The 26,857-nt window shown below is 62.5% G+C and carries 1 protein-coding gene; it reads right to left on the minus strand.

The genetic code is table 11. The features are described 5' to 3' along the window. Entirely contained in the window at window positions 1-26,802 is a 26,802-nt protein-coding gene (locus tag EEB13_RS00625) for a non-ribosomal peptide synthase/polyketide synthase (RefSeq protein WP_141485500.1), read from the minus strand. Window positions 26,803-26,857 lie beyond the last annotated feature (55 nt).

The following is a 26,857-nucleotide window of genomic DNA, read 5'->3' on the forward strand; positions in this document are numbered from 1 at the left end:
TCAGGAATCAGCGGAAAGCGCGCGTGCCAGTGCCGGCCCGATGATGGTCATGGCCTGCGGTTCGATCATCTCGTTATGGGAACAGTCGACAGGTACCTCGTCGATCCTCCCGGTCACGAGCGGCTTCCATTCCTGCGGTGACCGCTCCCGAGTATCGCTGTCCCCATCACCTGTGGCCGGGAAGATGAGCAGGTTCCCGTCGTACACTTGCGGGACGAATTGATGACCGATCCGCTGCGAGTTCTCGTATCCCGCGGCAATCCGTTCGAGGTCTTTTCCGCGTATCCCGGTCTCGGTCCCGAGCGACTCGTCCAACAGTGCAGCGGCGTGTTCGAAAGTCATCTCACCTCCCGATTCGATCTCCAATCCGAGTCCGCGCAACAGATCTCGAACATCGAGTCCGCCCTGCGGTGCCACCTCACCGTTGTCGGGATAACTGTCCATGACAGCCAATGTGGCGACCTCACGACCCGACAATTGAAGTTCGACAGCCATGGCGTGTGCGATGACCCCGCCGAGCGACCAGCCGAGCAAATCGTACGGACCGTTGGGCGCGATGGCCTCGATCTCCTCTACATAGCGGTTCGCGAGTTGTTCGATCGACCGGTAGTCGCCGTCGTCGCTGATCGTCGGCAACTGCAACCCGTACACGGGCCGATCTGGCGGTAGGTACTGCACCAAACCCGCGTAACCCCAAGACAATCCGATTCCGGGATGCACGCAGAACAACGGCCTACCGCTCCCCTCGGCGCGTAGCGGAATCACCACGGCAAGAGCCTCTTCCAGGTCGCTGCTCGCTGTCGGGATATCGAGGCGCCTGGCGATCCCCGCCGGCGTGGGGTCGAGGAACATCCATTGAAGCGGAATCCTGCGATCCAATCGGGCATGCAGGGCGGTAACTATTCTGGTCGCGATGAGCGAATTGCCGCCCAAGTCGAAGAAACTGTCGGCGGTACCCACCCGATCTACTCCGAGAACCTCGACAAAAGCGTCCACGACGGCGTGTTCGGTTTTAGTGGTCGGTGCGTGATACTCGGCACCAATCGACCCGAATTCCGGTGCAGGCAAGGCTTTTCGATCGAGCTTACCCACCGGCGTCATCGGGATGCGATCGAGTACCACCACCGCAGACGGCACCATGTGCGACGGCAACCGCTCCGCGGTGAAGGCGCGTAGGTCTACGGGCTCCACCTGGTGCCCGTCCACTGCTCGCACGTACGACGCGAGAACGGTGTCACCCGATGGAGCGGTATGACCGATGGTGGCGGCAAAGTCCACCGACGGATGACGCACGAGAACGGCATCGATTTCGCCGAGTTCGATACGGAACCCTCGAACCTTGACCTGGAAGTCGCTACGTCCGATGTACTCGAGCGTGTGGCCAACTCCATTTCCCGCCCCGGTGTTCGCCGACTCGCGCCACCGGACCACGTCTCCGGTTCGGTACATCCGGCGCCCCGGCTCACCGTACGGGCACGCGACAAACCGTTCCGAGGTGAGGACGGTTCGATTGTGGTAACCGCGCGCCATGCCGGGTCCGATGATGTACAACTCGCCGTGAACACCCAACGGGACGGGCTGCAGTCGCTCGTCGAGGACAAGGAAGCCGAAACCTAGCGCAGGGGCCCCGATGTTCACCCCTTCTCCTGGCCGCATCGGTGCGCTGACGCTGGCCTGAACTGTAGTTTCCGTCGGTCCGTACCCGTTGTGCAGGCTACGACCGGGCGCCCATTGCGCAACTACATCTGGCGGGCAGGCCTCCCCCACCAAATCGAGGACGTGCAGCGACTCGAAGCCGTTGTCACCCAATGCCGCCAGCGCGGTGGGCGTGATGGTGGCATGGGTGACCTCCTCGTCGCGAAGCAGGTCGGCCAATTCACTGCCGCCGAACACTGCGGGCGGAACGATCACCACACGCGCCGACGCACTGAAGGCCATCATCAACTCGAACACAGACGCGTCGAAGCTCGGAGAAGCCAATTGCGATACCCGCGAATCATGAGTGACGTCGAATCGTTCCCGCGTTTCAGCGGTAAGGTTCGCCAACCCGCGATGAGTGACGTTGACACCCTTCGGCTTTCCGGTCGAACCCGAGGTGTAGATGAGATAGGCCGGATGTTCGAGATGCAGCGGGCACGTACGATCCCGATCGGTGACCTCGTCCGCCGATTCCGCGGCCACACGCTCCGCAAAATCCACGTCGTCAAGTACCAGCCAGGGAACCGTATCGGGTAGTCGACCTCGACTGCCCGCTACTGTGAGCCCGACCGAAGCACGGCAATCGGCGAGCATGTAGTCGATACGCTCGCGCGGGTATGCGGGATCGACAGGCACAAACGCCGCTCCTGCCTTTGTCACCGACCAGATCGACACGACGGATTCGATCGACCGCGGCATCCCCAATGCCACAAAGGTTTCCGGACCAACTCCACGCGCTCGCAAGACCCTGGCCACTCTGTTGGACCATTCGTCGAGTTCGCGATAACTGACGTGGCGACCTTCGTAGGTCAACGCCACCGAATCCGGGTCGAACGCCGCGGCGGTCGTGAGCAACTCGGGCCACAACTCAGGTTGCACTGCCGGCTCTCCGAGCGCCGGCACCATCATGCGACGATCCATCTCGCCCAGCAGCGGAATATCGCCGATCGGCAGGTCCGGGTTCTCGGTGACGGATTCCAGAATGCGTGCGAACATGTCGGCAAACCCGGCAACGGTCTCCGTGTCGAAGAGGTCTGTGGCAAAGTCGACGGCACCGCTCATCCCCGTCGGCGCACCATCGTCGTCGAATTCCTCCGCCAGCAGGAATTCGAGGTCTACCTTGACTACGTCGAGCTCGGGGTCGAGTCCTCCGACTTCCAACTCCGGCAGTGTCAGCACCGGCCGATCGTTGTTCTGGAATTCGAGCGACACCGAGGCAATCGGTGCATACGCCGTCGACCTGCTCGGACCGATCGTGTCGACCACTCGCTCGAAGGGGACGTCTGCATGGGCAAAGGCACCGAGATCAACTTCACGGCAATGCGCTGCCAGCGCGCGGAACGAGTGCGCAGGTTCGACTTTCGTTCGCAGAGCCAGCGTGCCGACAAACATGCCGATCAGGTCGTCGAGAGCGCGATCCCCCCGGCCGGCGATGGGCGTTCCGATCACCACATCGTCAGTGCTGCCGAGACGCGCCAGCAGGATCGCGAGCGCAGCGTGCACAGTCATGAACTCGGTGGACTGATGCCGGCGCGACAGCTCCCGGATGCGGCGATGAAGGTCGCGCCCAATAGTGAAGTGCACACGAGCGCCGTGGAAGGTCTGCTGCGCCGGCCGGTCACGATCGAGCGGCAGTTCGAGAAGATCCGGGGTACCGGCCAGCGCGTCGCGCCAATAGGCAAGCTGCTCTCCGATTATCGACTCCGGGTCGTCATCATCACCGAGTACCTCTCGTTGCCACAACGCGTAATCTGCGTACTGCACCGGCAACGGCGCCCAGTCCGGCGCGGCACCGCTGGTGCGCGCCTGATACGCCGTCATCACGTCCCGAACAAGCGGGGACATCGAGAAACCGTCGGCCGAAATATGATGTACCACAACGGCCAGAACGTGTTCGGTGTCAGTGAGCTCAAACAGGGCGACTCGCAACGGAATACGCGCGGTGACATCGAATCCCGCCGATACCAGACGGGCAAGCTCGTCATGCAGTTCGTGCTCGTCCGCAACGCGGTGAGGCAGCAGAGTCTCCACCGCATTCTCGGTCGGGAGTATCTGCTGGACGGGTGCAGCGCCGTGGATGGGGAACATCGTTCGCAGCGACTCGTGCCGGGCAACCAGATCGGACACCGCCGAATCCAGCGCCGCCACATCGAGTTTGCCGCTCAACCGGACCACGATCGGAATGTTGTATGCGGGAGAACTGGTGTCGAGCTGATTGACAAACCACATTCGCTGTTGAGCGAACGAGAGTGGAATGTCTCCCGGCCGGGTGCGTGCAGCAAGGGGCGCACGCCCGGATTCTGCGGTACCCAGTGGCTCAGTTGTACGCAGTTGCTCGATGCGCGAGGCCAGACCGTCGACGGTCGACGCTTCGAAGAGATCCCGCACTCCGCTGTCAACACCGAGCACAGTCCGGAGCCTGGCTGTGACCCGAGTTGCACTGAGCGAATTGCCACCGAGTTCGAAGAAATCGTCGTCGGCACCCACCCGTTCGAGGCCGAGTACATCGGCAAAGACTTCCGCAACTGATTGCGCAACAAACCCCGTCGGCTCTCGGAAGGGCCTGGTCCGTGACAGGGCGTCGGGGATGGGCAAGGCTGAACGGTCGAGCTTGCCCACTGCTGTCAGCGGAATGCGCTCCAGCACTGTGATCGAGGAGGGAACCATGTGCGAGGGCAAGCTCGCGGACAACGCCCGCGTGAGAACCTCGCCGTCGAGCGCACCTCCAGCGGCCGGTACGACGTACGAGGCGAGCAGGGTGTCGCCGGCTGAGCCACGGTGCGCGATCGTGACCGAAAATCCGACCTGGGGCTGCGCCATGAGTGCACCGTCGATTTCACCAGGTTCGATGCGGAAACCACGAACCTTGACCTGGAAGTCACTGCGACCGACGTACTCGATGCCCTTTTGCGGAGTCCAGCGCACGATATCTCCGGTGCGGTACATGCGCGCTCCCGGATCGGCGGGATTGGCAACAAAACGTTCGGCGCTCAGCCCTGGTCGCCGATGATATCCACGCGCCAATCCGGCCCCGGCCAGGTAGAGCTCGCCTGGCACGCCCACCGGCACCGGTTGCAGCCGAGCGTCGAGTACGAGTTCACTCACGCCACGGATAGGTCCACCGATGGTGATCCGGTCGCCAGGCACCATCGGTGCGCTGATGTTGGACATGATCGTCGTTTCGGTCGGCCCGTACGCGTTGTGCAACCGACGCCCTGGCGCCCAGCGAGTGACCAGGTCGGGCGGGCAGGCCTCACCGCCGACCACGAGGTCCGAAAGATGTTCGAGCCCAGCCGGATCGAGGGATGCCAGCGCCGCGGTGGTGATAAAAGCGTGGCTGACGTCCTGCTCGGCCAACAGACGGGCGAGTTCCTCACCGCCGTAGACGTCTGGTGGCGCAATTACCATCGTCGCGCCCGCGCCGAACGCCTGCAGATATTCGAACAGCGACCCGTCGAAACTCGGCGTCGAGAAGTGCAAGGTTCGAGATCGGGGGCCCGCCGAGAACCTGTCGATCTGATCACGGGCGAAGTTGTCGAGCCCGCGGTGCGTGACCACCACACCTTTGGGCAGGCCGGTGGACCCTGAGGTGTACACGACGTACGCGGCGCTATCCATCCTGATCGGACGGATTCGGTCGGCATCTGTCACCGGCGCCCCGGAGTGTTCCTCGCATTCGCCCACGAAATCGGGGTGGTCGAGAACCAGCCAGCGCGCGGTTCCCGGGAGACGATCGTGATGATCGGCAGTGGTGACACCCAGGCTCACTCCCGAATCTGCGAGCATGTGGGAGATGCGCTCGTCCGGATAGTTCGGATCGATCGGCACAAACGCGGCGCCGGTTTTTGCCACCGCCACTATCGACAGCACCGAATCGAGAGAGCGCGAAATCCCCACCGCCACAGAGTTCTCCGGGCCAACGCCACGCGAGATCAGCAATCGGGCAACTCGATTCGAGCGTCGGTCCAACTCCTCGAAGCTCATGTCGCCGTCCTCCGACACGACGGCGAGCGCGTCCGGATCACGCGTGGCGGCGTCGTCGAAGATCTCCGGCAAAGTGCGAATCGAACCGCCACTGGAGCCACGGACCGGCACCAGTTCGCTGCGCTCGCTGTCGGTCAACAACGATACGGCGGCCAGAGGTAGGTCTGGGCGAACACACGCGTCGAGCACTTGATGCAGGCGCCGCGCCATGGATTCGACTGCATCCGGACCGAAAACGTCGGGAAGGTACTCGAATTTGAGGTGCAACTTGGTGTCGACCGACGCGACCAGACTCAGCGGATAGTGAGCGGCGTCCTTGGCCTCTACACCGGTGACTCTCATTCCGGCGATATCGGTGTCGGTCGACAATCCTTCGCGGTCAACCGGATACGACTCGAACACGGTCAACGTATCGAATCCGATCTCCGGACCACCGACGTCCTGGATCTCCGCGAGTCCGAGGTAGTGATGATCCAACAACGCTGCCTGCTCAACCTGAACCCGATCGAGCAATTCACCCAGCGTCTCGTCGGTGCGCAGACTGATCCGAACGGGAAGTGTGTTGATGAACAGTCCGATCATCGTTTCGATGCCACCCAATTCGGGCGGCCGGCCCGACACTGTGGCACCGAACAGCACGTCGTCACGACCGGTCAGCGTGGCAAGCACGATCCCCCACGACACCTGCACCAACGTGTTGATTGTCAGTCCGCGCGAACGCGCAACATCGCGCAGACGCGTAGTCCCCTTTTCACCGACATCGAACTCCCACTCCGCCGCCACGGTGGACAGCCGACGCGCCCGATCCACGGGAGTGAGGAGGGTTGGGCCGTCCACCCCGGAGAGAGCCCGGGCCCAGGCGTCTCGCAAGTCACCGTGATCGCGGCGACTCATCCAGTCGAGGTAGTCGCGGTACCCGCGGGTGCGTGGCAGTGCCGACGCGTCACTGTCGACGGCATACAACGTCAACAGTTCTTTGACCAGCAAGGGCATCGACCAGCCGTCGAGCAGGATGTGATGGTTGGTGATCACCAGCGTGTACGTACTCGCTGTGATCTTGATCAGTGTGAACCGGATCAGCGGCGGTTGTGTCATGTCGAACGGCGTCGACCTGTCCTGCGCCAGAACCTGTTCGAGGTTCTGCTCGCCACCGGCCGTGAGATCAACCTCGCGCCACGGAGGTGGCACATGGCGCCCAACGACCTGCACGGCCTGTCCGTCCACGTCGTGCAGAAAAGCGGTGCGAAGGTTGGCATGCCTGTCGAGCAGTGTGGCAGCGGCACGGTGCAACCGATCGGAATCCACGTCGCCTACAAGGTCGAGCGCCACTTGCACCAGGTAGGCGTCGACAGATTCGTGGTTGTGGGCTGACTCGAGATCCTGGGCGGACTCGTCTGCCAGTTCGGCATGGAAGAGGAGCCCCGATTGCAACGGCGAGAGTGGCCAGACGTCAGCCAGGTCCGCGCAACGCCTTTCGAGGTCTTCGATCGCATCCTGTCGAAGGTCGACAAGATCGAAGTCGGACGGGGTGAACCCACCACTCGATGCCGCGTACGCACCGAGCGCAGCAAGGGCTTCCAACCACAGCTGGGTAAGTTGTTGTACGTCTTCGCTGGTGAGCACGCCGGGAGGATACGTCCAGGTGGAGCTCAGTACCGGACCGTCATCGGTGTCGATTGCCATCGCATTGATATCGACGACAACAGCCAGCGGCAGGTCTGCCGTTGTCGCGTCGCGTAGTGCACCATCGTCAATCGGCGCCCAGCCCGCTGAACTGTCCATGCCGGCACTGCCTAGCCGTCCGTGGTAGTTGAAGCTGATCTGCGGATCGGGTAGCGGAGAAAGCTGACTGGCCGTTTCACTGTTCAGATATCGGAGCAACCCAAAACCGATGCCGCGCTCGGGAATTGCGCGAAGCTGTTCCTTCACCGTCTTGATCGCATTGCCCATGGACGGACCGCCGGCATACGCGTCGTCTAGATCCACGCCGTTCAGATCGAGACGAACCGGGAAGATCGTCGTGAACCATCCGATAGTGCGGGCAAGATCTGCACCGGGTACGACGTGCTCTTCGCGGCCGTGACCTTCGAGATTGAGCAATGCGTCCGCATGTGCGATACCGCGGTCACGACGCCACCGGATTAATGCCAGGCTCAGCGCAGTCAACAATCCGTCGGCAACACTGCCGTGAAATGCCTGCGGCACCGCCACGAGCAGGCTCTCGGTCAACGCAATGGGCACTCGCACCTCGATATCCGCGGCGCCGGCTCCGGTGTCCCGCGGTGTCAGTGCCCGTGTACCCAGCGCTGGATCGGGACCGGTGAGTGTCTGTCGCCAGAAGTCGAGTTCACCAGCGCGGTGCGGATCGTGGGCGGCGTCGACCAGTGCATGCGACCACCGGCGCATCGACGTTCCCACCGGCGCTGGGGCCGGCTCGACACCGGCCTGAACCTGAGCACAAGCAAAGGCAAGGTCGGGGATCAATATTCGCCAGGACACGCCGTCCATCACCAGATGATGGACGGCAAACAACAAGCGGCCCTCTCGATCCGGACCGGCGTCGAGCCACACAATCTGCACCATGACACCCGACTCCGGGTCCAACCGCCCCACTGCCGCATCAAGTTCCCTCGCTGTATCCGTGGCCGTGGTTGCTTCAGGGGCGGTCGGAACCCGCCGAACCACCGCGGATGCCTTCACCGAACCTTGGCCCATCACCTCTAGTGAATAGCCGTGCTCGGTGTGGTGTAGCCGCGACCGCAAAACGTCGTGCCGGTCCAGGACTACCTGCACGGCCGTCGTCAGAGTGTCTTCATCCATGTTCCCCGGAACCGTGAAGAGTGCAGACTGCGAGTATCGGCGGAAATCGCCGCCACGCTCGAACATCCACGCCGCGATCGGGGTCAACGCGATCTCGCCGACACCGCCGCCTGGCAGTTCGTCCAGAACAACTTCGTCGCCACTCGTTCGCGCTGTCTGGGCCAGCGCCGCAACGGTTTTACGCTCGAACACGTCTCGCGGTGTGATCAGAACTCCGGCTGCTTTGGCACGGGTCACCAACTGGATCGACATGATGCTGTCGCCGCCCAAGGTGAAGAACGAATCGTCGACGCCTACTGTGCCTAGTCCCAGAACTTCGGCAAACAGGTCGACGAGAATGCGTTCGTTCTCGGAACCCGCAGCTCGACTCACCCGCACCTGTTGCCCGAAGTCTGGTTCCGGCAGAGCTTTTCGGTCGAGCTTCCCATTCCCGGTCAGGGGCAGTTGATCCAGGACCACGACAACCGACGGCACCATGTGAGATGCCAAACCCTCCGCGGCCTGATCGAGTAGCGCAACCGGGTCGATCACCGCGCCGACTTCCGGCACAACGTAGCCCACCAACCGGTCACCGCGTGCCACCGCCGCAGCCTGCGTCACCCCAGCGCCGGCGAGCAATGCCGACTCGACCTCGCCGAGTTCGATCCGGTAACCCTTCACCTGCACCTGTTGATCGTTGCGGCCGAGATACTCCAACTGGCCATGCGCATTCCATCGCGCCAGGTCGCCGGACCGGTACATACGCGCCCCAGGTGTGAAGGGGTCCGGCACAAATCGTGCCGACGTGAGTCCGAACCGACCGAGATAACCACGGGTGATCTGCGTGCCTGAGACGTACATCTCGCCGGCCACGCCCGGTGGCACCGGATGCAGCCGATCATCGAGCAGGTAAACGCGGAGGCCGGGCAATGCCGGGCCGATCACCGATGCGGATACGTCGCGCACAAGGTCGTGATCCAGAGGTAGGTAGCTGACATGCACCGTCGTTTCCGTGATGCCGTACATGTTGACCAAAGTCGGGGCGGTGTCGCCGCGTCGCGAGTACCAGCGTTCCAACTGCGCGAAATCGAGGGCTTCCCCGCCGAAGATCACGTACCGCAACGACAAGTCGGGTTCGCCGGCCAGGCGGTCTGCCTGCGCCAGTTGATAGAAGGCCGTCGGGGTCTGATTGAGCACGGTGACGCGTTCGCGCTGCAGGAGTTCGAGGAACGCCTCCGGTGAGCGGGCAGTGAAGTAGTCGACCAACACCAGGCGGCCACCGTGGGCAAGGGCACCCCACATTTCCCAGACCGAGAAATCGAACGCGGCGGAATGGAACATCGTCCATACATCATTTTCGCCGAATTTGTACAGCGCCTGGGTGTTTGCCAGCAATGTGACCACGTTGCAGTGCGCTACCTGCACGCCCTTCGGCCGTCCGGTAGAGCCCGACGTATAGATCACATACGCCACCGAATCGGGATGCAACGGACGCAGGCGGTCGGCATCCGTGACCGGAAGGGGCGAAAACTGTTGCAGCGCAGTCACAGTATCGTCGCTGTCCACCACGATCATGGGGACAATCGAAGACTCCAATGCGCCGCAGTCTTCGATTGTGGTGAGAGCGCAGGCCGGCGCGGCATCACTCAACAGGAATTCCAGTCGCTGCGCCGGAGAAGCCACATCCACCGGGAGGTAGCCCGCACCCGCCTTCACTACAGCCAGCAGTGCCACAACAAGATCGACAGATCGCGTCATAGCCACGGCTACCAGAGTTTCCGCGCCCACTCCCCGCGCCACCAACAGCCTCGCGAGTCGGTTCGCCCGCCCGTCGAGTTCGCGGTACGTCACCGCATTGCCGTCGCAGCTCACCGCAACCGCATCACCCGCCGACGCCACCGACCGATCGAACAGATCCACCAGTGACATCGGTCCGACACCAACGCCCCGGCGGTTCGGGTCCAGGAGCACACGCTCGCGTTCTGTCGGCAGCAGTATGTCGATATCACCTACCGCAACCGAGGGGTCCTCGGCCACGGTTGCGATCACACGCTCAAATCGCTCTGCCATACGTTGAATCGATGCCTGATCGAAAACGTCACTTGCATAGCGGAACCCGGCGCTGATCCCGGCCGGCGACCCGTGCCCGTCGACCCGCTCGATGAGACTGAGTTGCAAGTCGAATTTTGCCACGTCCAGATCGACGTCGAGTTCGCGGACAGTCAACTCAGGTAGTTCGAGTCGCAGGTGGCTGGCGTTCTGGAATTCGATGACCACCTGAAACAGAGGCGTATGCGACGTAGACCGTTCTGGTGCAAGCTCGTCCACCAGCCTCTCGAAGGGGATATCCGCATGCCCGAACGCCCCGAGATCCACTGATCGCACCACACTCAGCACGTCTGCAAAGGAAGATCCCGGCGATACCGGGGTTCGAAGCACCAGCGTATTGACGAACATCCCCACCACGTCGTCGAGCAATGCTTCACCCCGGCCTGCGACCGGCGTCCCCACCGCAACGTCACCCGAGCCAGACAACCGTGCCAACAGCGCTGCCAGCGCTGCGTGCATCACCATGAACAACGTCGAATTACTCTGATGCGCAATCTCGACCAGTTCACGATGCACGCTGAGAGGAATGTCGAACGGGATCACGGAACCTTCGGTGGACCGCTGAATCGGCCTCGGGCGATCCAAGGGCAACGGCATGACCTCGGGGATGCCTGCCAACGCTGCGGTCCAGTATTCGAGCTGATCGGCGACCACCGACTCCGATTGTTGCTCCGTGCCCAGAACCTCCCGCTGCCATAGGCTGTAGTCGGCGTACTGCACGGACAACGGCGCCCACTGGGGCCTCTGGTCTTGCGCGCGAGCGGTGTACGCGAGCATGACATCCCGGGCAAGCGGTGTCATCGAGAATCCGTCAGCCGAGATGTGGTGAGCGACAATGGCAAGAACGTGCCGCTCGGGAGCCAGTCGCAGCAACTGCACTCGGATCGGAAGATCCGTGGTGACGTCGAATCCCGTGCCGATGAAGCCCTCGATCACATCGTGAAGTTCCTGATCGAGTGCGGGAATCGGACGAAGGTCCGGCGCGACATCCGAGGATTCGAGTATCAGCTGACGCGGTCCGTCCGCAGAACCCGGGAACACTGTACGCAAGGACTCATGCCGGTCCAGCACATCGCCCAGCGCCGCACGCAGAGCCTCCACATCCAGTGCGCCGTCCAACTGCAGGACAACCGGGATGTTGTAAGCCGACGAGGACGTGTCGAACTGGTTGACGAACCACATCCGGGCCTGAGCGACAGACAACGGGATTCGATCGGGCCTCGCCCGCGCCGCCAGTGCGGGTTGGGTGAGTTCGGTTCGTGCAGTCGACTCGAGCCTGGCAGCAAGCGCGGAAACCACTGGTGTGTCGAACAACCCGGCCACGCCCAATTCGGTGTTCAACGCACTGTTGATCCGTCCCACTGCTCGGGTAGCACTGAGCGAATCGCCGCCGAGTGCAAAGAAACTGTCGTCGGCGCCGACGCGATCAACGCCGATCACGTCGGCAAAAGCCTGCGCGACTACTTCCTGTGCCGGTGTGCTCGGAGCTCGATACACCACTGCGGCAAATTCAGGTTCCGGCAGGGCTTTTCGGTCCAGCTTGCCGTTCCCGGTCACCGGTAGTGCCGCTAGCACTGTCACCACCGACGGCACCATGTACGCAGGTAGATCCTGCGCTGCCGCGTCGAGCACTTCTCGTTCGACCAGCGTTAGGCCTTGCGCGGCAACAACATAGGCAGCGAGGAAATCCCCGGGGTCGCCGTTTCGGAGAACCACTACCGCCTGCGCAACCCCCTCCTGGCGCGCCATTACTGCCTCGATTTCCCCCAATTCGATCCGCTGGCCCCGCAACTTCACCTGGAAATCACTGCGCCCGACGTACTCCAACTCACCCAAAGCAGCAACATTCCCCCTCACTCCGCTCGACCCCGCAATACCACTCCGCACCCACCGCACCAGATCCCCAGTCCGATACAACCGCTCACCGTTCGCCCCGAACGGATCCGCCACAAACCGATCCGCCGTCAAATCAGCCCGCCCCCAATAGCTCCGAGCCAACTGCACACCACCGAGATACAACTCCCCCACAACCCCCACCGGCACCGGATGCAAGCGCCCGTCCAGCACGTACACCGTGGTGTTCCACACGGGCGCACCGATGGGCACTACTGTCGTGTCGAGTTCGCTGACCTCGTGGGATGTCACGTCCACCGACGCCTCTGTCGGACCGTACAAGTTGTGCAATTCTGCATCACTGCACCTCAGCAGACGCGCCGCCGTCGATGCTGCCAGCGCCTCACCACTGGTAAACACCCGCCTCAGCGTGTCACAACCGCCGACATCTGCGCCGGCGAGAAACGCCTCCAACATCGACGGCACAAAATGCACCGTCGTCACCGACTCGTCGCGGATCACCCGGCCGAGATACACCGGATCACGATGCCCACCAGGTTCGGCGATCACCAGTCGAGCGCCAACCTGCAACGGCCAGAACAACTCCCACACCGAGACGTCGAACGTCGCCGGCGTCTTCTGTAGCACGACGTCACCGACGTCCAATGGATACCGATCCTGCATCCACAGCAACCGATTCACCACACCCTCGTGTGGAACCACCACACCCTTCGGCCGGCCCGTCGATCCCGATGTGAACATCACATACGCCGGATGCTCCGGTCGCAGCGGCGAAATCCGCTCGCACTCGCGTACCGTATCCGGCGAATACTCCGATACGTCAACATGATCCAGCTCCACGACCGTCATGCCCCCGGGCAGCACAGCCCGCTCGGCAGCGGTGGAGAGCACCAGCACCGGATCAACCGCTCCCACCACATATGCGACGCGCTCCGCAGGTTGATCGGGGTCGATCGGAACGTACGCCCCGCCGGCCTTCCCCACGGCGTAGATTGCCACCAGCATCTCCAGCGACCGAGACACCGCAACACCCACCCGCGACTCCGGACCCACGCCTGCACCGATCAGCAGTCGCGCTAGTCGGTTCACGCGCGCATCGAACTCCGCGTACGTCAACACTGAGCCATCTATCACCACCGCACCAGCGTCCGGAGTGCGTGCCACCTGTGCGTCGAATAGATCCACCAAGGTCGCAGCGGGCACGCGATGCTCCGTCGCATTCCACTCATCCAGCACCAACTCCCGTTCACCGTCGGCAAAGATGTCGACTTCAGCGACCGGTGTTGAGTCGTCGAGAGCAATCGTTTCGAGAATCCTCGTCAACCGATCGGCGTACAGGTGGACTGTCGCGGCGTCGAAGATCGATGGTTGATAGCGCAGGCTCAGACGCAACCGGGGTTCGAGGATCGAGAGCAGGGTCAGCGGGTAGTGCGTCGCGTCGCGAGCATCCAACCCCGTCACCCGCATACCGGCGATGTCCACGTCATCATCCAGCCCTGACGTGTCGACCGGGTACGACTCGAATACCGACAGCGTGTCGAACAGGTTGCCCACACCGACGCGGGCCTGAATCTCACCGAGCCCCACCTCGTGATGATCGAGAAGAGCGGCCTGCTCCTCCTGCATCCGAACCAGCAACTGTGCGCAGGTCTCGTCAGGATCTACCTGCACTCGCACGGGCAACGTGTTGATGAACAACCCCAGCATGTTTTCCACACCGGGCAGTTCCGGTGATCGCCCCGAGACAGTGGCGCCGAATACGATGTCGTCACGAGAGAGTAAGCGGGACAGTAGAACACCCCACGCAGCCTGAATCACTGTGTTCATCGTGACCCCGCTGCGCTGGGCCGTGGCAGTCAGGGCATCGAGCACCGAAGCGGGCAGGTCGATGTCGACCTCGGCCGGCACAGCCCGGTGCCCGCCAGGCGCGGAAGGCGCCAGCAACGTCGGCTCGGTGACACCGCGCAGCGCATGTTCCCACGCCTGTGCTGACGCTTCGGAATCCCGATGTGCCAACCAGGTCAGATAATTGCGGTACGAAGCAGACTCCGGCAGATCCACCGGGGTTCCGTCGGCGGCGTACCGCGTCAGAAGCTCGCGCACCAGCAAGGGCATCGACCAACCGTCGAGGATGATGTGATGGTTTGTCACCGCAAGCACTGATCGATCGGGTGCAGTTCGCAGCAGAGTCAGACGCAGCAACGGAGGTGAGTCGAGATTGAACCGGGCACTGCGATCCGCGTCGAGGTAGCGTCGCAATTCCTCGTCGGCGGCCGATCCGTATCCGGTCAGATCCACCTCCTGCCACGGAATCTCCACGTCGTCGACAACCACTTGAGCGGCAGCACCGTCGCTTCCGTAGACGAACGCGGTACGCAGATTCGGGTGACGGGCCACCAAACCTGCTGCAGCGGAACGCAGGCGCCCCGCATCGACGGAACCTTCCAACTCGATGCACAGCTGTGCGGTATACACGTCCACGGTTTCTGCGGCCACCGCGGCGTGAAAGAGCAACCCCTCCTGCAGCGGCGAGAGCGACCACACGTCGCGCACTGTGGGGAATCGCTCCTCCCAAGATTCGATCTGCTGCTGGCTCACCGACACAAGTGGAACATCGGACGGGGTGAGCCCACCCGCTCCCGGCAGTGACGTGTAAGTAGCAAGGCCTTCGAGGCCACGACGCCACAGTTCGGCAAACACCGCGACTTCGTCCTCGTTGATCACACCGGTCGGGTAGGTGAACGTCGCGGTCAGATGCGGACCGTCCGGACCGTCCTCGACGGCAGCGTTGATGTCGATCACGGACGCGACCGGCATGGTGTGGTTCTGCGTCCCACCGAGCTCTCTGCTGCCCGCGACCGGTAGCCAGTCTTGCGTTCCGTCGGAGGTGCTCACTCGTCCCAGATAGTTGAAACTGACTTGAGGAGAACCATATTGGCTGAGCGACGCTCCCTCGACGCCGAGGTATCGCAGCATTCCGTAGCCGATGCCGTGATCCGGGATCGCACGCAACTGCTCCTTGACGGCTTTGACCGACTGCCCGGCGGCACGACCACCGGCCAGCGCATCGTCGACATCGATCCCGCCGAGATCCAGCCGCACCGGATACACGGTGGTGAACCATCCGACGGTGCGGGAAAGCTCCGCGCCGGGGACTGCATTTTCCTCGCGGCCGTGTCCCTCGAGTGTGATCAGCGCGTCTGCCGCAACAGTGCCCTGTTGACGCCGCCAACTGACGAGAGCCAGCGCCGCGGCGGCAAGCAACCCGTCGCCAACGCTGCCGTGAACAGCCGTCGGCAATGTGGTGAGCAGACTACGTGTAACGGCTGGCGGCACGTCGACGGTGACGGTGCCAACACTCGCTTCGACGTCGATAGTGGGATCGAGTGGACGCGACCCGATCAACGGATCGGGGCCGTCCAGGATGCTCGTCCACAGGTCGATTTCACTGCTGCGGTCGCGTTCGCGCAGGCCATGAGACCAGCGTCGCATCGACGTACCCACGGGCGCGAGAGAAGGCGTTTCACCGGCCTGGACTTGTCCCACTGCCGACGCAAGATCCGCGACGAGGATGCGCCACGAGACGCCGTCCACCGCGAGGTGATGAATCACCACAAGGAGTCGGCCGTTGGCATTCGGGGCGTCGAACCAGACAATGCGCAGCAGGCCGCCGGTGGCCGGATCCAGAAGGTCGGCAGCGGCCTCGAGTTCCGCGGCGGCCAAGGCAGCAAAATTATCCCCGTCAACCGTGTCGACGAGCACCCGACTGATCACTGCGTCCGCCGTGATCGAACCTGGCGGCAGCACCTCCATGCCAGGTCTTGCCATGTCCCGGTGTGCACTGTTGTCCACGATCAGACGCGCCCGAAGTATGTCGTGGTGGTCAAGCACTTCCTGGACTGCGAGAGCAAGAACGTTCTGCGTGAGGCCGGCTGGCGCTGCCAGCAGCAAGGCTTGAGAGAATCGGTCGAGTTGGCCGCCGCTGCGTTCGAGCATCCACGACGCGACCGGGGTAACGGGCAGGAAACCGACACCGCCACCGGGCAACTCGTCGAGGGCATCCGCGTCGTCACCGTCGAATCGCGCCGATTCAGCAAGCGCTGCAACGGTTCTGTGATCAAAAACATCTCGGGGACTAAGGATCACACCGGCAGCCTTTGCGCGGGCTACCAATTGGATGGACATGATGCTGTCCCCGCCGAGCGCGAAGAAAGAATCGTGGACGCCCACCGATTCCAGTCCGAGTACCTCGCTGAACAGTCCGGCAAGCAACGCCTCGGTCTCGGTTCGCGGTGGTCGATCCGGTGTCGCCGCGGCCGAGAAGTCAGGCTCCGGCAGCGCCGCGCGGTCAAGTTTCCCGTGAACCGTGAGGGGAAGAGATCCGAGTATCACCAGCGTCGCCGGGACCATGTACGACGCCAGTCGCCCAGCGGCGACGTCGAGAACTTCTTTCGAGTCGATTATCGCGCCAGGTTCGGGCACCACGTAACCGATCAACCGGTCGCCGCTGCCGTCACCGTTCCATACGTCGGTAACGGCCTGAGCCACGTCCTCGTGCGCAGTGAGCGCCGATTCGACTTCGCCGAGTTCGATGCGGAAACCACGAATCTTCACTTGTGAATCAGTGCGCCCGAGGTACTCCAATTGCCCATCTGACGACCACCGCACCCGATCGCCGGTGCGGTACATGCGCGTTCCGCCCGGGCCGAAGGGGTCGGCCACAAAACGTTCGGCGCTCAGGCGGAACCGCCCGTGATAGCCACGTGCTAGAGCCGGACCGGCAAGATACAACTCGCCGGCAACACCCACCGGTACCGGCTGAAGCCGCGTATCGAGCACAACTTCAGTGAAACCGCGCGTGGGGGCACCGATGGTGACCGGGTCCGAGGGCGCAAGGGGCTCACTGATACTCGATACTACTGTCGTCTCGGTCGGTCCGTAGGCGTTGAACATCCGCCGACCCGGCGCCCATCGTGCCACCAGTTCGGGCGGGCAAGACTCCCCACCCGTCACCACGCATTCGAGCGAAGACAGACCTGCCGGTTCAACCGACGCCAGTGCCACCGGAGTGACAAAACAATGCGTGACCCGCTCGGATTCGAGCAGTTCCGCCAAAGCGGTTCCGCCGTACACGGACGGCGGCGCAATCACCATCGTGGCGCCGGCACCGGTCGCCAACAACAATTCGAGGATCGATGCGTCAAAGCTGGGCGACGCAAAGTGCAGTGTCCGCGACTGCGTTGTGGTTCCGAATGTTTCGCGCTCCTGAACGGCAAAGCTGTGCAGACCGCGGTGTGTCGTAACGACGCCCTTGGGTGTGCCGGTCGACCCGGAGGTATAGATCAAGTACGCCGGATTATCGATCCGAATCGTCGATGTCCGCTCCTCATCGCTGATCCCCGACGACGGGTAGGACGACAGTCGTTCGTCGAAGCCCGGTTCATCCAGTACCAACCAGGGCACGACAGCGGGAAGGGTGGCGTGGTGCGCCGCCCCGGTCACGCCCCACACTGCGCTGGAGTCGGTCAGCATGTATTCGATCCGCGCAGAGGGATGATGTGGATCGATGGGAAGGAACGCGGCACCCGTCTTGGCCACAGCCCACAGCGCCAGGATGGACTCGACGGATCGCGGCACGCATAGTGCAACTACGTTCTCGGGCCCGATACCGTACTCGATCAGCATGCGGGCCAATTGATTCGAGCGTTTGTCGAGTTCGTGGTACTTGACCTCACGCGTGTCATAGATCAGCGCAACAGCATTCGGATCGTGAGCGGTTGCAGCTGCCAACAGATCCGGCAGCGTGTGCGGGTCCACTCCCTCCTTACCTCGAACCGGGGTCAGGTCGTCACGTTCACCAGCGTCGAGGATATCGATATCTCCGACCCTTGCAGATGGATCAGCGGTGACACTGACGAGGATTCGCTGCAGCCGCCGCGCAAACGTCAAGGCAGAATCACTGTCGAAAAGGTCTGTGGCATAACCGAACTTTGCATCCATGCCAGCTGGGTTACCGTCGGCGTCCACGCGTTCCGACACTGTCAATTGCAGATCGAAATTGGTGGTGTCGATCTCGACATCGACACTGTTGACCTGCAGATCGGGAAGTTCCAAGGTCGGACGCTCGATGTCCTGGAACTCCAGCATGACCTGGAAGAGCGGAGAATGCGCGGTCGACCGTGAGGGATTCACCACTTCCACAACACGTTCGAAGGGAACTTCCGCATGCGTGAATGCACCCAGATCAGCTTCCCGGACGGTGTGGAGCAATTCGGCGAATGTCGCGCCCGTGTCGATCGTGGTGCGCAGGACAAGCGTGTTGACGAACATGCCCACGACGTCGTCGAGCTCCCTCTCACCACGACCCGCGATCGGTGTGCCGACGGCGATATCGTCGGCATCAGTCAACCGCGCCAACATTGCCGCCAACACCGCGTGCACAACCATGAACACCGTGACGTTGTATTCCCGCGACAGCGCCACCACGCCCGCATGAACCTCGGGATCTATCGAAAACGGGACGTGTCCGCCGCGAAGCGAACGAACAGCGGGACGCGGACGGGCGGTGGGAATCTCCAACACCTCGGGCAGGTCAGAGAGCGTGTTGCTCCAGTACGCCAGCTGCGTCGACATCAGCGACTGCTCATCGGATTCCGAACCCAGCCACTCGCGTTGCCACAACGTGTAGTCGGCGTACTGAACCTCGAGTGGTGCCCAGTCCGGTGCCGAACCCAGCACACGTGACGAATACGCGCCCATGACATCTCGGGCCAGCGGCGCCATCGAGAAACCGTCGGCAGCAATGTGGTGCACCACTACTGCCAGGACATGAGAAGCCGCCTTTCCTTCGAGCCGGAACAGACCGGCACGCAGCGGGACCTGCTCTGTCACGTCGAAGCCTTCGGCCAGCACCTGCACGCACTTCTCGCGAAGCTCTGCGTCACCGGACACTGCAATGGGATCAAGGTCAGGCACTGCACTCGCAGTAGACACGACCACTTGGTGTGGGCCGTCATCGGTGAGCGGAAAGATTGTGCGCACTGCCTCATGTCGTTCGACGACGTCACCAAAAGCTGCCTGCAGCGCACTGATATCGAGCGCGCCGTCCAACCTCAACGCAAACGCGACGTTGTACGCCGACGACGACGTGTCGAACTGATTGACAAACCACATCCGCTGTTGCGCCAGCGACAGTGGGACTTCCGCAGTACCACCCCGCGGCTTCAGCGGCGGTCTGGATTCCACACCGTCATTCGACTGCGCCAATGCCGCCAAATCCGCGACGATCGGAGCGTCGAATACGTCCCGCACTCCTATCCTGTCCCCGACCACGGCATTGATCCTCGCGACCAACCTCGTGGCGATCAGCGAGTTCCCGCCGAGGTCGAAGAAATTGTCGTGCGTACCTACTTTCGCGACTCCGAGTAGATCCGCAAATACAGTGGCGACAATGTCCTCGATCGGATTGCGCGGTGCAAGATATCCGGCAGCACCGGATTCGAAATCTGTTTCCGGCAGCGCTTTCCGATCCAACTTTCCATTTGCCGTCACCGGCAACTCGTCCATCACCACCAGCACCGACGGCACCATGAACCCCGGAAGCTCGGCGGCGGCCCGCTCCAAGATCATTCGCTCGTCAACTGTCGCCCCTGGCAGGGGAACCACAAACCCGGCGAGATAATCGCCCGCGACCCCCGACCGCAGTGCCACTACCGCCTGCGCTACCCCGTCGTACCGGGCCAGCGTTGCCTCGACCTCTCCGAGTTCTACCCGCTGACCACGCAGCTTGACCTGGAAATCACTGCGGCCGACGTACTCCAACTCACCCAAAGCAGCAGCATTCCCCCTCACTCCGCTCGACCCCGCAATACCACTCCACACCCACCGCACCAGATCCCCAGTCCGATACAACCGCTCACCGTTCGCCCCGAACGGATCCGCCACAAACCGATCCGCCGTCAAATCAGCCCGCCCCAAATACCCCCGAGCCAACTGCACCCCACCGAGATACAACTCGCCCACAACACCCACCGGCACCGGATGCAGGCGCCCGTCCAGCACGTACACCGTGGTGTTCCACACCGGCGCACCGATGGGCACTACTGTCGTGTCGAAATCGCTGACCTCGTGGGACGTCACATCCACCGACGCCTCCGTCGGACCGTACAAGTTGTGTAGCCCGGCACCGGGAATCAACTCACGCATCCGCCGCGCAGTCCCCGGCGCCAGCGCCTCACCCGATACAAACACTCGCCGGATACCTGAACACCGCGCCGCCGACGCCTCGGCAACAAACACCTCCAACATCGACGGCACAAAATGCACCACTGTCACCGACTGGTCGACAATCACGCCCGCGAGATATGCCGGATCACGATGCCCACCCGGTTCTGCGATGACCAACCGCGCGCCAACCTGCAACGGCCACAGCAACTCCCACACCGAGACGTCGAACGTCGCCGGCGTTTTCTGTAGCACCACGTCACTGGCGTCCAAAGGGTAGCGATCCTGCATCCACAGCAGGCGGTTGACTACTCCCGCGTGCGGAACCACAACACCTTTCGGCCGACCCGTCGATCCCGACGTGAACATGACATACGCCGCATGTTCCGGCCGCAGTGGAGTCAGCCGGTCACAATCTGTCACCGGTGAACTCGAAAACTCACTCACATCAACATGATCCAACTCGACGACGAACACACCGGCGGGCAATACCGAACCTTCACCCGAAGTTGTCAGCACCACCACGGGATCCGCGGCGCCCACCACAAACCCCACCCGGTCCGGTGGCTGGCCCGGATCGATCGCGACATACGCCCCACCTGCTTCGAGCACGGCATACACCGATACCAACAACTCTACCGAACGAGAAATAGCGACACCCACTCGCGATTCCGGACCAACACCCACCGAAATCAGGAATCGGGCCAGCCGATTCACCCGCTCACCGAACTCCCGATACGACAGCACCGTTCCGTCGAACACAACAGCGGGCGCATTCGGTGTCCGTAAAACCTGCCCGTCGAACAGATCAGCCAACGTCACCGACGGAATCGGTCGATCCGTCTCGTTCCACACCCCCACAACCACGTCGCGCTCACGCGAATCGACCACGTCTACATCACCGACAGGGGTGTTCGAATCCGCTACTACAGCGCTCAGAATTCGAACGAACTGCTCCCCGAAGCCTGCGACCGTGTCCCGATCGAAGATGTCCGACGCGTACGTGAACGACGCCGCAAAGCCTGCTGCCGACCCCATGTCGTCACGGCGTTCCGCAAGCGTCAACTGCAGATCGAATTTGGCGACGCCGGAATCGACCGGTACGACGTCCACTGTGAGGCCCGGGAGTTCCAGGTGGGGCGCGACCGTGTTCTGGAACTCCAGCAAGATCTGGAAGAGCGGTGATTGCGACGTCGAGCGTTCCGGAGCCAATGCTTCGACGACACTCTCGAAGGGCACCTCCGTGTGGCCGAACGCCGCCAAATCCACCTCACGGACGCCGGCCAGTACTTGTTCGAAGGTCGCGGCAGAATGTACGGCCGTCCGCAGCACCAGTGTGTTGACGAACATCCCGACCAGGTCGTCGAGTGCCTCCTCACCACGACCTCCTGTCGGTGTCCCGATTGCTATGTCTGCCGATGCGCTCAGCCGCGCCGACATCACCGCAAGCACAGCATGCATCACCATGAACACTGTGGCGTTGTGCCGGCGCGCAAGTTCGAGGACTTCACTGTGCAATTCCGCGGGAACCGAGAACTCGACGGTCTCACCGCGCAGCGATCGCTGCGCCGGCCGCGGCCGATCCAGCGGTAAGTCGATAGCGGCGGGGACGCCGGACAGCGTCGACTTCCAGTACCCCAACTGTGCGGACATGACGCTGCCCGGATCGTCGTCGAGGCCGAGAACACCCTGTTGCCACAGGCTGTAGTCCGCGTACTGCACCGGTAGTGGGAGCCAATTCGGATCCTGCTTCGCCGCTCGCGCCGCGTATGCCGCCGTGAGGTCGCGGGCGAGCGGTGCCAGGGATGCTCCGTCCGCCGAAATGTGGTGTACCACAAGAACCAGGACATGCTCATCGGGACTGATCCGAAACAACGCACTGCGAACGGGCACATCGGCACTCACGTCGAAACCCCGAGCGGCAAGTTCGGAAATCCGCGCATCCAACGAGGAGCGCGTGACGTCGACAAGCGGAATCAACTCCGGGATCACCTGCGCCGGCGGAACAATAACTTGAAGAGGACCGTCCACCGACGCCGGATACACGGTGCGGAGCGACTCGTGGCGGTTGATCACGTCTGTCATTGCGGCCCGGAGCGCATCTACATCCAACGTTCCAGCCAGCCGCACCACCATCGGAATGTTGTACGCGGCCGACGATACGTCGAACTGATTGACGAACCACATACGTTGTTGCGCAAGCGAAACAGGGACTCTGCCGGGACGCGGTTGCGCGTTCAGATTCGGACGGCCGGAGCGAGCGGCGGTCCGCGCACCGCGAATCTCGACCGCCAACGCGTCAACGGTGGGAGCCTCGAACAGACTCCGTACACCAAGGTCGACCCCCTCTGCCGCGTTGACCCGAGCGATCAGCCTGGTTGCCACAAGGGAGTTTCCGCCGAGATCAAAGAAGCTGTCGCCCAGGCCAATCCGTTCAACCCCGAGGACATCGGAGAAGATCTGTGCAACAACTTGCTCCAGCGGGTCGAGCGGAGCACGGAATTCGCCGGCGCCGCGCAGAAATTGTGGCGCTGGCAACGCCGCACGATCAAGCTTCCCCACCGGCGTCATCGGCAACTCGTCGCGCAACACGATCGCCGCCGGCACCATATACGTTGGCAGATGTTCCCCCACGTATTCCGTCAGGTCGGCGGGCGACAGCACCTGCCCGTCGGCGGGCACAACATACGAGACGAGCACCGTATCGCCTGACGGCGCGGTTCGTGCCACGGTTACAGCAGTCCGCACCCGCGGATGAGCAAGCAGGAGAGTGTCGATTTCACCCAGTTCGATGCGGAACCCGCGGACCTTCACCTGAAAGTCGCTGCGACCGACGTATTCGAGCGTGCCGCCGCGGCGGCGCACCACATCTCCAGTCCGGTACATCCTGTCACCAGGATGGCCAAAGGGGCTGGCCACAAACCGTTCTGTGGTCAATGCCGGTTTTCCGTGATACCCGCGAGCGAGGGCCTCACCAGAAATGTAGAGCTCACCGGCAACACCGTCCGGGACGGGATTCAACCTCGAATCGAGGACAACTTCGACACACCCGCGAAGCGGGCCACCCAGAGTGATCGGTCCCGTCGGCGACATCGGCGCACTGATATTCGCCATGACTGTCGCCTCGGTCGGCCCGTAGGCATTGCACAACCTGCGACCAGGAGACCACCGCTGCACCAGCTCCGGCGGGCATGCCTCACCGCCGAACACAACATCCTGAAAGTCGGGAAGGCCGTCGGCGGGTGTTGATCCGAGTGCGGCGGTGGTGATGAATCCGTGGGTGACCCGTTCGGTTTTCAGGAAGCGGGCCAACTCCTCGCCGCCGTAGATCGTGCGCGGAGCGATCACCATGGTGGCTGCGGCCCCGAACGCCTGAAGATACTCGAAGATCGACGCATCGAAGCTCGGGGTCGAGAAATGCAGCGTTCGAGAGTTCGGTGTAGCACCGAACCGTGAAAGTTGCTCAGCAGCAAAGCCGTCCAGTCCAGTGTGGGTGACCGACACGCCTTTCGGTCGCCCCGTGGAACCCGAGGTGTAGACCACGTACGCGGGATTCTCGCGACGAAGTGGTCGCGCTCGCTCGGCGTCGGTGACTGCCGAAATCGGCATCGCCGCGCAATGATCACGAAAGGTGTTGTCATCGAGAATCATCCACGGAATCGAATTCGGCAATGACGATTGCTCAGCGGAAACGGTCAACCCCACGACAGCGCCGGAGTCCATCAGCATGTGTTGAATTCGTTCAGTCGGATACGTCGGATCCACGGGAACAAATGCCGCACCGGACTTTGCCACGGCGAGCATGGCCAGGACCGACTCCACCGAGCGTGTCATACCCAGCGCCACACGATCTTCCGATCCGATGCCGCGGGCAGCCAACACGCGCGCCAACTGGTTCGAACGTTCGTCGAGTTCTCGATAGGTTACCGAGGCGCCCTGATACGACAGCGCGATACCGTCGGGATGCGCCCGCGCAGCCGCATCGAACAACTCCGGCAGGGTGCGCTGCGAACGTCCCGGCGCGGTGTGGACCGGAAGGAGCGCTCCCCGTTCGTCCTCGGAGAGAATGCCTATGTCACCGACCACCGTCTCAGGGTCGGCGGTGACCGCCTCCAGAATTGTTCGGTATCGAATTCCGAGACGAGCCACAGTGTCGGCATCGAACAGATCGGTGGCAAACCCCAGCGTCACATTGATGCCGGACGGTGCGGCGTCGTCGCTGAACGTTTCTTCCGCAGATACCCGTAGGTCGAATCGGCCGATACCGTTGCCAGTCTCCTCCGCGGCAGTGCCGGTCTCGAGGCCGCGCTCGAGGCCGCTCTCGAACAACACTTGGACAACAGGCGAATACGCAGGGGATTGCTTGACCTCCAGCTCCCCCACCAACCGATCAAACGGTATATCGGCGCGCTCGAACGCTTCCGCGTCGACCTCGACAAACTGGCCCAACAGTCGCGAGAAGGACTTATCCGGTGCCACCTGGTTGCGCAACACGACGATGTTCGATCCTGCCGACACCGGCGTCCCGACCGCTACATCGAGCGCACCGGACAGGCGGCTCGTCAAGAGCGCGAACCCAGCGTGCAGCACCTCGAACATTGTGGTGTTGTGTTCCTGAGCCAGCGCGATCAGGTGCTGATGTGTCTCAGCGCTGATCCGAACGTCAACCCGATCGCCGTTCAACGACTGCGCCGCGGGTCGAATTCGGTCGGACGGGAGACTCAGCAATTCGGGCATCCCCGCGAACTGGTTCTTCCAGTACTCGAGTTGCTCGGCCTCACGGCGCAGTTTCACGCCAGTGCGGAAGGAGCGGTCGTGAATGGTCGCAAGCCGCACATCCGGAGCCGCCGCGATCAGTTCTTCCAGCAGTTCGACGAACTGCCCGTGATGCGTACGCAACACCGAATCCGCGTACCTGTTCGGATTCGCCCGGAAGTCGACGAACAGTTGATCCGCGCTCGGATACACGTTGACCAGGAGATCTTCCACCGGCCCCGAGGTGACGATGTGGTATTCACCCACCATCGCGCCGAGCTGAACTTCTTGTCGGAACATCATGACGTTGACCATCGGCCCGGCCAATGCGTCATCGCTGCTCACACCATTTGTACTGACACCGATGTCGCGGCGAATGTCTTCGAGACTGCAGCGCTGATGGCGTAGTGCGCCCATCAACTCACGCTGAACCCGGGACACGAGTTCGGCGACGGTATCCCCTTCGTCGACCGAGATGGACAGCGGCGCAACATTGACCATCATGCCGCCGGACTCGCGCAGTACCGCCGTCGTCCGGCCTGACATCGGAACTTGCACCAGGACAGTGCTTTTCGCAGTGAGACGTGCCAAATAACAGGCCAGCGCTCCGATGATCGTAGCCGCCTGACCTTCGGATTCCAGGAGTTCGGCAGACGATTCCCCGGACAGCACAGCGCTCTGGAGTTTGCTCGCAGCGACTGCCGGTTCGTGCCCGGCCGCCAGGGCTGAACCGGTACCGCCTGAGTTCCTCTCCGCCCAGTACTCGCGATCGGCGGCAAACCGATCCGACGACCGGTAGCGACTGTCGATGTCGTACAGCTTGCGTAGTGGCGCAGCGCGATTCGGATCCGGTTCGCCTCCGGAGACTGCTGCCGAATATCGGTGCGCAATACGATTCATCAGCGTCATCGCACCAAATCCGTCGAGTGCGACATGATGAATTCGGCTGTACCACAAATAGTGCAGCTCACCCACGCAGAGCACCGAGGTCTCGACCAGTCGATCAATTCCGAGATCAAGAGTGGTCTGATAATCCCGCTGCATCCACTCGTGTGCAGCGACCATCGGATCGTCGTAGTCACGGAAATCGATGAGCTCGACCGGGATCTCCATCGAGTTGTCCACGTACTGCATCGGCTGGCCGTCGACCTCGAGCACTTTGAGCAAGGGCGACTGAAACTCCCGTGCGACCGTCCGGGTTTCCCTGCGCAGCAGGTCGACATCGAGGGCTCCACGCAACTCGACGTAGTGCGCTATCGAAATCGGCACCTTCGGCTCGAGTTGCTGCGCAAACCAGGTCGCACGCTGCGCGGCGGAGAGAGGAAACAGCTCTACGTCCGAAACTCGAGTGGGCTGTTGCCTGACATCGAAGCGTTTCACAATAGTGCCACCCTGTTGGGTCTCCGCAGCCGCCGAATGCGTAGCCACGTCCGTA

Source organism: Rhodococcus sp. WS3, assembly GCF_003797085.1.
In the GTDB taxonomy this organism is placed as follows: domain Bacteria; phylum Actinomycetota; class Actinomycetes; order Mycobacteriales; family Mycobacteriaceae; genus Rhodococcus_F; species Rhodococcus_F globerula.